Source organism: Halorubrum tibetense (assembly GCF_042661865.1).
Lineage (GTDB): Archaea > Halobacteriota > Halobacteria > Halobacteriales > Haloferacaceae > Halorubrum > Halorubrum tibetense.
This window is the reverse complement of record NZ_JBHSWW010000072.1, coordinates 1-10,003: the sequence shown is the minus strand read 5'-3', so window position 1 is coordinate 10,003 and position 10,003 is coordinate 1. Positions and strand designations below refer to the sequence as shown.

Genomic DNA, 10,003 nt, shown 5'->3' with positions numbered 1-10,003 from the left:
GATGCCGACCAAGCCGGTCTCGCGGACCGGCGCGAGGCGCTGGCGGCCGCGGCCGACGATCTCGATGCGGAGGTGGAGAAGTATGTGTGACCGCGCCGACGACCGCGACGTGGGAGCGTGGGGAGCCGTCCCCGGCGGGTGCCACACGGACCGACCACGGCGACCGATCCCGAAAACGGTCGGCTCGGTCCCGGGCCGACCGCCGTCCCCGTTCGGGGACAATACATAACTGAAATCTTATATCAGATTTCGCATTGGCGGTTTAGGGCGCTTTTGCACCGTTAGAGACTACTTTACGTAGTGTAAGTAATAATATGAGTTCGAAGGGTTTAACCCGGTCGGGCGTGGAGTAGAACGTACGATGACGACTGACACCGACCCACTGTTCGCCGAAGACCCGATCACGGGCGAAGAGATCGAGCTGCCGGCCGACGTCGAGGTCGGCGAGATCATCGATAGCCCGGTCACCGGGACCGAGCTCGAGGTTATCTCGCTGGACCCCGTCGTGCTGGAAGAGGCGCCCGAACTCGAGGAGGACTGGGGAGAGTAGATGGTGACGAGCCACGCGGTCGCGACACGCGAGTGGTCGACATGCACATAGGGATCCTCTACTCGCGCATCCGCCGCGACGAGAAGCTGCTGCTCACCGAGCTCCGTGACCGCGGTCACGAGGTCGAGAAGATCGACGTGCGCCGCGAACGGTTCGGTTTGGAGTCGACCACCGCGGCGGTCGACGACCTCGATCTGGTCGTCGATCGCTGTCTCTCGACGAGCCGCTCGCTGTACGCGACGCGGTTTCTCGACAGCTACGGTGTGCCGGTTGTGAACTCGCCGGAGACGGCCGACGTATGTGCCGATAAGGCGAAGAACTCCTTGGCGCTCGCGGAGGCCGGGATCCCCACGCCGGAGACGGAAGTGGCGTTCACGAAGGAGTCGGCGATGGAGGCGATCGAGTCGTTCGGCTACCCGTGCGTACTCAAACCGGTCGTGGGGTCGTGGGGCCGGCTGATGGCGAAGATCGACACGCGCAGCGCCGCCGAGGCGATCCTCGAACACAAGGAGACGCTGGGTCACTACGAGCACAAAGTGTTCTACATCCAGGAGTTCGTCGACAAGCCGGGACGCGATATCCGTGTGCTCGCGACCGACGGCGACCCCGTCGCCGCGATGACGCGCTCGTCGGACCACTGGCTCACGAACGCCGCGAAGGGCGGCGAGACGAAGTCGTTCGAGCTCGACGAAACCGCGCTCGACATCGTGGAACGGGCGTCGGCGGCGGTCGGCGACGGTCTCCTCGGCGTCGACCTGATGGAGGTCGGCGGCGCGGGGTCGAGCCGGTACACGGTCCACGAGATCAACCACACGGTGGAGTTCAAAGCGCTGAACGAGGCCAGCGAGGTCGACGTCCCGGCGAAAGTCGTCGACTGGCTGGAGACGAAGGCCGCGGCGGGAACCGACGACGCCGATTCGGACGAGGTCGTGGTATGACCGGTGAGGGAACCGCCGCCGACCCGGACTCACCCGTCGGCGAGGCCACCACCGAGACGTACACTGCCAGCGTTATCGGCGGAACGGGCTTCACGGGCGGCGAGCTGTTGCGGATCCTGGCGGGCCATCCGAGCTTCGAGGTCGTGCAGGCGACGTCGCGGTCGGCCGACAACATGACCGTCGGTCGCTCGCATCCGAACCTGCGCGGGCTCGATCTGCGCTTCTCAAGCCCCGAGGAGCTCGAACCGGTGGACGTGCTGTTCTCGGCGACGCCGCACGGCGTCTCGATGGAGCGGATCGACGAGTATGTCGAGACCGCCGACACCGTCGTCGACCTCTCCGCCGACTTCCGGCTCCCGGAGGCCGCGCTGTACGACGAGTGGTACGACGGCCACAGCGCGCCGGAGTACTTAGAACGCGCCGAGTACGCGCTCCCCGAGATCAACCGGGAGAACCTCCCGGGGGCCGATCTCATCGCCGGGGGCGGCTGTAACGCGACAGCGACGATCCTCGGGCTCAAGCCGCTCGTGGACGCCGGCGTCCTCGGCCCCGAGACGGGCGAGGTCGTCGTCGACGTGAAGGTCGGGTCCTCGGAGGGCGGCGCTGGCGGCGGTGCGGCCTCCTCACACCCCGAACGGTCGGGTGTCGTGCGGCCGTACGCGCCCACCGGCCACCGCCACGAGGCGGAGATCGAGGCGTATCTCGGCCTCTCCGTCTCCTTTACCGTTCACGCGGTGGATATGGTGCGGGGCGCGAGCGCGACGTGTCACGTCTTCCCCGAGGAGCCGGTCTCGAAGGGGGACCTGTGGGGGGCGTACCGCGGCGCGTACGCCGACGAGCCGTTCATGCGGATCGTGTCCGGCAGCGGCGGCGTGTACCGTTACCCCGAACCGAAGTCCGTCGCGGGGACGAACCACGGCGAGGTCGGTTTCGAGCTCGACCCCGGTAACCGCCGTGTCGTCGTCTTCTCGGCTATCGACAACATGACAAAGGGATCGGCCGGACAGGCGGTCCACGCGGCGAACGTCGCGCTCGGGCTGCCCGAGACCGCCGGGTTGGAGTTCGACGGATTACATCCCGTGGGGTCGCCATGAGCGGGGACACGAACGTCGACGCCGACCCCGATGAGCTCGTCGATAACGGCAGCGACACGGACGCCGGAGCCGTGACCGGGGACGAGCCTCCGGTCGTGGTCAAGATCGGCGGCGCGAAGGCGGTCGACCCCGCCGGGGCGGTCGGCGACGTCGCCCACCTCGCCGCCAACGGGCGTCGGGTCGTCGTCGTTCACGGCGGCTCGACCGTCGTCGACGAGACTATCGAGCGGCTCGGGATGGAGCCCGAGTACGTCGAGTCCGCCTCCGGTGTCACCGGTCGGTTCACCGACGCGGAGACGATGGAGGCGTTCACGATGGCGATGGCCGGCACGCTCAACACCGAGCTGACGGCGCTGTTCCGCGAGGCCGGCATCGACGCGGTCGGGCTGAGCGGCGTCGATGGCGGGCTCCTCTCGGGGCCTCGGAAGTCGGCTATCCGCGTGATCGAGGACGGAAAAAAGAAGATCCGGCGCGGCGAGCACTCCGGCCGGATCGAGTCGGTGAACGCCGACCTCCTCACGGGGTTGCTCGCCGACGGCTACACCCCCGTCGTGTCGCCCCCGATGGAGGGGACGGAGAGCGATGGCGGCGTCACACCCGTCAACACCGACGCGGACCGGGCAGCCGCCGCCGTCGCGAGCGCGCTGAACGCCGACCTCGTCCTGTTGACGGATGTCGCCGGCGTGTATGCGGACCCCGAGGACCCCGACACGCTGATCGAGGCGGCGACGACGCCCGACGAACTGGCGGCGGTCGAAGCCGCCGCGGAAGGGTTCATGGGCAAGAAGATAATGGCCGCGAAGGAAGCGCTGTCGGGAGGCTCCGGGCGTGTCGTCGTCGCGGACGCCAACGTCAACGACCCGATCGTCGCCGCGCTCGGCGGCGCTGGAACGACGATCGAGCGGTCGGCGCTCGGGGAGGCGGCGAACGAAAGCGACGCGACCGTCGAGACCGACGGAGGTGATCCCGCGTGAGCGGCTTCGTCTTCTCGGAGAAACCGATCGAGATCGCCAGCGGCGACGGCGTCACGGTCACCGACACGAACGGGACCGAGTACCTCGATTTCGGCGCGAGCTACGCGTGTACCCCCGTCGGACACTGCCACCCGGAAGTCGTCGACGCCGCGACGAGCCAGCTGGAGGATCTCATGTACGTCCAAGCGTCGTACCCACACGCGGCGCGGACAGCGCTGTACGAGCAGTTGTCCGAGGCCGGCCCCGTCGACGTCGACAACGTCTGGCTCTGTAACTCGGGGACCGAGGCCAACGAGGCCGCCCTGAAGTTCGCCCGGCACGCGACGGGTCGCGAGAAGATCGTCGCGACGAAACAGGGGTTCCACGGCCGGACGATGGGGGCGCTCGCGACCACTTGGAAGACGAAGTACAAGCAGGGGTTCGAACCGCTCGCCGGCGGGGTCGAGTTCGTCGACTACGGCGACATCGATGCCATGCGGGAGGCGATAGGCGAGGAGACCGCCGCGGTGATCATCGAACCGCTACAGGGCGAGGGCGGGATCAATCCCGTCTCCACGGAGTACCTGCAGGCGGTTCGCGTCGCGACGGCGACAAACGGGACGGCGATGATCCTCGACGAGATCCAGACCGGACTCGGCCGCACCGGGTCGCTGTGGGCGGCCGACAACCATCGCGTCGTGCCCGACATCCTGACGACCGCGAAGGGACTCGGCAGCGGGTTACCGATCGGCGCGACGCTGTGTCGCGACTGGATCGCCGAGAACTGCGGGAACCACGGCTCGACGTTCTCGGGCGGTCCCGTCGTCTCGGCGGCGGCAGGGGCGACGCTCGATGTCATCGAGCGCGAGGGGCTCCCCGAACACGCAGCCGAGGTCGGCGCGTACCTCCGCGAGGAGCTCGAGGAGCGCCTCGGCGACGACATCCGCGAGGTCCGTGGCGACGGCCTGATGATCGGAATCGAGGTGAAACGCGGCTCGAACCGCCTGCTTCGCGATCTGGCTATCGACCATCAGATCCTCGCGTTGCCCGCGGGCCGGACCGTGCTGCGTCTGCTCCCGCCGCTGACGATCGAGCGCGAGCACGCCGACGCGGTCGTCGGCGCCATCGAAGAGGTGGTGGAATGATGTCGACCGAGACGGAGCGCGAATCGGACGCGGTCGACACGGAGGATTCGGCGACCGCGTCGACCGCTGACGAGTCTGCGGCGGCGGGTACCGACGTCGTCGCCGGGGGAGGCTACCCCGCAGCGTGTGACACGCCGGCTCGAAAGCTGCTGTACGACATGGTCTCCATCCCGTCACCATCGGGTGAAGAGGAAGAGGCCGCGAAGCGGCTCGTCGACTTCTTCGAGGCCAACGGCCGGGAGGCGTGGATCGACGAGGTCGGCAACGTTCGCGCACCCGCGGACGACGCCGTTCTCCTCACCTCGCACGTCGACACGGTACCGGGAGACATCCCCGTCGAAGTCACGCCGGCCGCCGAGGACGACCCGATCGGCGAGCCCGGCGAGCCCGTGCTCTGGGGGCGGGGAACGGTCGACGCTACCGGCCCCCTCGTCGCGATGGCGGTCGCAGCGGTGCGGACGGGCGTCTCGTTCGTCGGCGTCGCCGGCGAGGAGACGAGCTCGCGTGGGGCGCGCTTCCTCGTCGAGGACCGCGACGCGCCCGAGACCGTCGTGAACGGCGAGCCGTCCGGCTGGGACGGGATCACGCTCGGCTACCGGGGGTTCCTCGCCGGGACGTACGTGAACACCAGCGAGTCCGGGCACAGTTCGCGGCCGGAGCCGAACGCCATCCAGCACGCGATCGACTGGTGGCACGACGTGGAGGAGACGTTCGATCCCGACGACCCGGACACGCCGGTGTTCGAGCAGGTGACGGCGAAACCCGTCGACATCGACGGCGGGCTCACTGACGACGGGCTGGCCGTCGAGGCGACGATGGACGTACAGCTGCGCGTCCCTCCGGACCGGACCGTCGACGAGATCCACGAGCTCGCCGAGGCGCAGCTGACGACCGGATCGGTCCACTGGAAGGAGCCGATCCCGCCGGTAATGGAGAGCCCGCGGACGGCGCTGGCGCGGGCGTTCCGCGTCGCGATCCGGAACGCCGGCGGTGACGTTCGGCTGATCCGCAAAACCGGAACCAGCGACATGAACCTCTTCGCAGCCGCCTGGGACTGTCCGATGGTGACGTACGGTCCCGGCGACTCCGACCTGGACCACGCGCCGGACGAGCGGCTGCCACTGTCCGACTTGGACCGCGCGACGACCGTTCTGAGCGACGTCTGCCGAGACCGACGGTAGGCGTCGCGGCTCCGCCGCGGCGCGCGTTTTCGACATCGAACGCTCACACGTAACCGTACACGACGACACATCCACCGACACCAATGCCACTCGCCACCGACGACTTCCTCGATATCGACGACGTGACGCCCGCCGAACTGGACGCGCTGCTCGACCGCGCTGCCGCGATGAAGGCCGGGGAGACGGCTCCCCGACTCACGGACGCGACGCTCGGGATGATCTTCGAGAAACCCTCGACGCGAACCCGCGTCTCCTTCGAGACGGGGATGACGCGGCTGGGCGGCCACGCGATGTTCCTCGGGCCGGACGACATCCAGCTCGGTCACGGGGAGCCCCTCCGGGACACCGCCCGGGTGCTCGGCCGCTACGTCGACGGCGTGATGGCCCGGCTGTTCGACCACGAGGACGTCGAGACGCTCGCCAGGAACGCCGACTGCCCCGTGATCAACGGGCTCACCGACGAGGCACACCCCTGTCAGACGCTCGCCGACCTCCTGACGATCCGGGAGACGGTCGGCGAGGACGCCACGGTCGCGTGGGTCGGCGACGGCAACAACGTCGGACAGTCGTTCGTCGTCGGCGCCGCGATGGCGGGGATCGAGGTGTCGGTGGCGACCCCCACGGACTACGGGATGGACCCGGACGTGTTCGAGCGGGCGACTGCCTTCGGCGCGGAGGTGGAGCCGACGACCGACCCCGCGGCCGCCATCGACGGCGCGGATATCGTGTACACGGACGTATGGATATCGATGGGACAGGAGGACGAGCGCGCGGAGAAGCTCGCCGCCTTCGACGGCTTCCAGGTGAACGCCGACCTGCTCGACGGCACCGACGCGAAGGTGATGCACTGCTTGCCCGCCCATCGCGGCGAGGAGATCACCGACGACGTCCTGGAGTCCGATCGGGCGCTCGTGTGGGACCAGGCGGAGAACCGGATGCACGCACAGAACGCGCTGCTCGTCGAGCTGCTCGGTGACGCGTAGCCGGCGACGGGGTCGTTCCGCTCGCGGCCGCGCGGACGCGGATGGCAGGCGTTCCGTCGGCCGTTCCGGAAGGGATCGAAACGCGGTACGACTGTCGATCGCGACGAGAGGCGACCGCGTCTGCCGTCCTTTTATACGGTTCCTCGTGAACGATCCTCCATGCCGATCCCGTTCATCGGATCGATCGTCGCGTTCGTCGTCGCTCTGCTCGTGGGTGGGCTCGCCATCTACCTCAGCGCTCGCTTCGTCGTCGACGTCAACGACTACAGTCACGCCGTGGTCACCGCGCTCCTCGGCGCGCTCGGCTGGGCGCTCACGTCGTGGGTCCCGCTCGTCGGCCCGGTCATCGCGCTGGTCGTGTGGGTCGGCGTTATCAACTGGCGGTACCCGGGTGGCTGGGTGAAGGCGGCCGTCATCGGCGGCGGCGCGTGGGTCGCCGCGCTCCTCGTGCTTCTCGTCGTCAACTCTATCTTCAGACTCGGTATCGGCGCGTTCGGCGTTCCAGGCGTTTAACTCTGGACGGCCACCGGCTCGACCGTGCGCTCGAACGCGTCGGTCGGGCGAGTGGTGTCTTTTATATCGGTTCGGTCGATGTGAAACTCATGGACGTCACGGCCCCCCGCGTGTCCGAGCGTCGCGTCCACATCGTACCGCTGGGACACGAACGCGACCGCATCGTCGAACCCCTCCGCCGTCACCGTGCCGACGTCGTCTACCTCCTCGCGGACGCCCCCGATCGCCCAGGCGAGCGTGGTGCCGTCGATTTCGACGTCGACTTCGACGACCCGGGGGCGACCCGGGTCGACCCGAACGCGCTGACCGACTACCAGCGTGACGCTTGGGAGACCCTCGACGAGTTCGCCGAGGTCCGGGCGCTCCCCGTCGAGCTCGCGGACGTGTACGACGTGTTGGGGGTGACGACGACGGTCGCCGCCCGACACGGGGCGGGCGACGGCTCCGGCAGCGGCCGGGGCGGTCACACGACCGTACACGACAGCGATCGGAACGGACACGGAGGGAACCGGACCGGACGCGACAGGCTGTTCGCGAACGTGTCGACCGGACCGCGGGTGGCCGCAGTCGGGGTCGCGATGGCGTGTATGATCGTCGGCGCGCGCCCGTACAGCGTCGAGCCGGAGACCCACCACCACGACGTGCGGGAGGAGCCGCTCACCGCGGGGGTCGAGCGGACCGTCGACCTTCCGTTGTACCCGATGGACGCGCCCACACACGACCAGGTCGCCGTCCTCGGCCGGCTGTACGAGCGATCGAACGAGGACCGAACGACGGACAAGTGGAACCTGATCGAGTGGGCGCGCGGTCGCGAGCTCGCGTTCCTCAAGGAGGCCGGCGAGAGCCGCACGGCGAAGTACCGGGCCCTAGAGACGCGAGTGCTCGACCCGCTCCGCGACCGGGGATACGTCGAGCTCGAACCGGTCGGGCGGTCGGACACGGTGCATCTGACGGGAATCGGCCGACGCGTTTTCTTCGCGTTCCAACACAAGCTCGACGAGTAAGCGCCGCTCGAGCTACGCTGAACGCTGGGAGCCGCCCGAATTACGCTGAACGAACGTCTTATTCGTTCGATACGGATTGTACGGTTTGTCCGGATTGTTTACGACTAAGGTAGAACCGGGAACCGTCCCTGTGTTCAGATGCGTGACGTCGGGAGGCGGCCGCCGCCCTCCATCGGCTCTCGATCGGCCCTCCATCAGCCCTCCGCCGGTCCCTCCGGACGCGACGGTCCCCGTTGACGCCCGTCGCGGTCGCTTCCGGCGTCACGAGACGGCACTCGCCGTCGAGGCGGTCGACCCGACGTGTTCGTCGAGATCGTTCATTCCACCACGTAGGTCAGGCGCGTTCACTCCTCGCTCGTCAGATCCACGTACGTCCGGCGGATCGTCACGGGCGTCACGTCGGCGACGTCCGCGGCGTCCTGTTGGGTGCACTCGGTGTCGTGTTTGCGAGCCGCGGTGTACAGACAGGCGGCGGCGACGCCGACCGGATTCCGACCGTTCGCGATCCCCTCCTCGACGGCGCGGTCGGCGAGCTCGCGTGCACGGCGCTCGACGGCCGAGGAGCAGCCGAGCTCGGAGGCGAACCGGGCGAGGTACTCGACGGGCGAGGTGGGCCCGATCGGAAGACCGAGCTCGCGGTTCATCGCGTCGAACGCCGCCCGGTGTTCGGCCTCGCTCGCTTTGGCCGCCGCACAGACCTCGTCGACCGTGCGGGCGATGTCGGCGGTCCGGCAGGCGACGTACACGCAGGCACATGCGAACCCCTCCAGCGAGCGACCGCGGAGGAGGCTCTCCGACTGGGCGGAGTCGAACAGCGTGCAGGCGGTGTCGCGGATGCTCGTCGGGAGCTCGAGCGCGCCGGTGAGTCGGCGGATCTCCGTGTAGGCGTACACCTTGTTGCGGTCGCGTTTCGTGGCTATCCGGGCGCGGTTGTGTTGGGTGCGCATGCGGGCGAGCCGTCGACGCTTGCGACCCTTGACACGGGTCGAGCGACCGATCTCCGTGGAGAGTCCGCGGTCGTGACGCGAGCGTGTCAGCGGCGCGCCGGTACGTTTCGGGTTCGTGTCGTCGTCCGCGAACGACCGCCACTCGGGGCCATGGTCGATGCGGTCGGCCTCGACGACAAGTCCGCACTCCGTACAGACCCGTTCCGCGCTCTCGACCCGGGTCCGACCGGAGCACTCGGGGCACTGGTCGACCGTATCGATCTGGGTGGCGTCGGTGGTCTCGGAGCGGTTCGAGCGGACGTGGGTCGGACGTGCCTGACTCATCACAACTGAACCTCGGTCCCGATGCCTTACTTAAACCCCGGTGGATCGGGGGGTGATCGGCCGGATCGCCGCGCTTGGACCGACCGGTTATCGGTCGGTGATCTGCCGTCGACCCCGACGGAGTACGGTGGTTTTATGACCAGGTGGGTGGCATCGGATGGCATGACGTTGTCGGATATCGCGGCCGGATTGGAGGTGACGACGGTCCAGCGTGACCGGGGGGTCGTCGTCGCGGACGACACGGAGACGCCGCTCGTCGACCGGCTCCGCGCACACGAGAACGCGCTGCCGTGTACGGCGGCAGCGACCGCGACGCTGGTGGACGCATACACCGCGGGGCGGAGTGTCGCCGACACCGCCGAAGAGGCGGG

11 protein-coding genes are annotated in these 10,003 nt (G+C 68.5%); 10 read left to right on the top strand and 1 reads right to left on the bottom strand.

The annotated features are described in order from the left end of the window. Positions 1–361 precede the first annotated feature (361 nt). The 9 genes from lysW to ACFQEU_RS06955 all read left to right on the top strand — a co-directional run bounded on the left by lysW (position 362) and on the right by ACFQEU_RS06955 (position 8,361). Positions 362–550 (top strand): lysine biosynthesis protein LysW, encoded by a 189-nt coding sequence (gene lysW, locus ACFQEU_RS06995; RefSeq protein WP_379780636.1) that lies wholly within the window; start codon positions 362–364, stop codon positions 548–550. 41 nt (positions 551–591) lie between these two features. After that, positions 592–1,488 (top strand): lysine biosynthesis protein LysX, encoded by an 897-nt coding sequence (gene lysX / locus ACFQEU_RS06990; RefSeq protein ID WP_379780634.1) that lies wholly within the window; start codon positions 592–594, stop codon positions 1,486–1,488. Further along, the gene (argC, locus tag ACFQEU_RS06985) at positions 1,485–2,582 is read left to right on the top strand and encodes an N-acetyl-gamma-glutamyl-phosphate reductase (RefSeq protein ID WP_379780632.1); all 1,098 of its coding nucleotides are present in this window, start codon (positions 1,485–1,487) and stop codon (positions 2,580–2,582) included. The genes lysX and argC overlap by 4 nt, the downstream gene beginning before the upstream one ends. After that, positions 2,579–3,556 carry an acetylglutamate/acetylaminoadipate kinase gene (locus tag ACFQEU_RS06980; RefSeq protein WP_379780630.1) on the top strand — a complete coding sequence of 326 codons (978 nt, stop codon included), beginning with the start codon at positions 2,579–2,581 and terminating at the stop codon, positions 3,554–3,556. Before argC ends, ACFQEU_RS06980 begins: the two co-directional genes overlap by 4 nt. Beyond that, positions 3,553–4,680 carry an aspartate aminotransferase family protein gene (locus ACFQEU_RS06975; RefSeq protein ID WP_379780628.1) on the top strand — a complete coding sequence of 376 codons (1,128 nt, stop codon included), beginning with the start codon at positions 3,553–3,555 and terminating at the stop codon, positions 4,678–4,680. Before ACFQEU_RS06980 ends, ACFQEU_RS06975 begins: the two co-directional genes overlap by 4 nt. After that, positions 4,680–5,861, top strand: coding sequence for a [LysW]-lysine hydrolase (locus tag ACFQEU_RS06970; RefSeq protein ID WP_379780626.1), 1,182 nt, complete (start codon positions 4,680–4,682; stop codon positions 5,859–5,861). Before ACFQEU_RS06975 ends, ACFQEU_RS06970 begins: the two co-directional genes overlap by 1 nt. Before the next feature lie 83 nt (positions 5,862–5,944). Further along, positions 5,945–6,844: an ornithine carbamoyltransferase gene (gene argF, locus ACFQEU_RS06965; RefSeq protein WP_379780624.1), complete on the top strand. Its 900-nt coding sequence runs from the start codon at positions 5,945–5,947 to the stop codon at positions 6,842–6,844. A 159-nt stretch (positions 6,845–7,003) separates the two neighbouring features. Continuing rightward, positions 7,004–7,357 (top strand): hypothetical protein, encoded by a 354-nt coding sequence (locus ACFQEU_RS06960; RefSeq protein ID WP_379780622.1) that lies wholly within the window; start codon positions 7,004–7,006, stop codon positions 7,355–7,357. Positions 7,358–7,446: 89 nt separating this feature from the next. Continuing rightward, on the top strand, positions 7,447–8,361 hold the full coding sequence (locus tag ACFQEU_RS06955) for an HFX_2341 family transcriptional regulator domain-containing protein (RefSeq protein ID WP_379780620.1): 915 nt from the start codon (positions 7,447–7,449) through the stop codon (positions 8,359–8,361). Between the two features lie 344 nt (positions 8,362–8,705). On the opposite strand, the gene ACFQEU_RS06950 is transcribed toward ACFQEU_RS06955, so the two are convergent. After that, entirely contained in the window at positions 8,706–9,632 is a 927-nt protein-coding gene (locus ACFQEU_RS06950) for a transcription initiation factor IIB (RefSeq protein WP_379780618.1), read from the bottom strand. 162 nt (positions 9,633–9,794) lie between these two features. On the opposite strand from ACFQEU_RS06950, the gene ACFQEU_RS06945 reads away from it, so the two are divergent. Then, on the top strand, positions 9,795–10,003 hold a 209-nt coding region (locus ACFQEU_RS06945; protein ID WP_465261118.1), incomplete at its 3' end, for a DUF7858 family protein.

Excerpts from the sequence above, each read along its gene's own strand:
- lysW (WP_379780636.1), top strand. The coding sequence starts at position 362 with ATGACGACTGACACCGACCCACTGTTCGCCGAAGACCCGATCACGGGC.
- lysX (WP_379780634.1), top strand. The coding sequence starts at position 592 with ATGCACATAGGGATCCTCTACTCGCGCATCCGCCGCGACGAGAAGCTG.
- argC (WP_379780632.1), top strand. The coding sequence starts at position 1,485 with ATGACCGGTGAGGGAACCGCCGCCGACCCGGACTCACCCGTCGGCGAG.
- ACFQEU_RS06980 (WP_379780630.1), top strand. The coding sequence starts at position 2,579 with ATGAGCGGGGACACGAACGTCGACGCCGACCCCGATGAGCTCGTCGAT.
- ACFQEU_RS06970 (WP_379780626.1), top strand. The coding sequence starts at position 4,680 with ATGTCGACCGAGACGGAGCGCGAATCGGACGCGGTCGACACGGAGGAT.
- argF (WP_379780624.1), top strand. The coding sequence starts at position 5,945 with ATGCCACTCGCCACCGACGACTTCCTCGATATCGACGACGTGACGCCC.
- ACFQEU_RS06960 (WP_379780622.1), top strand. The coding sequence starts at position 7,004 with ATGCCGATCCCGTTCATCGGATCGATCGTCGCGTTCGTCGTCGCTCTG.
- ACFQEU_RS06955 (WP_379780620.1), top strand. The coding sequence starts at position 7,447 with ATGGACGTCACGGCCCCCCGCGTGTCCGAGCGTCGCGTCCACATCGTA.
- ACFQEU_RS06950 (WP_379780618.1), bottom strand. The coding sequence starts at position 9,632 with ATGAGTCAGGCACGTCCGACCCACGTCCGCTCGAACCGCTCCGAGACC.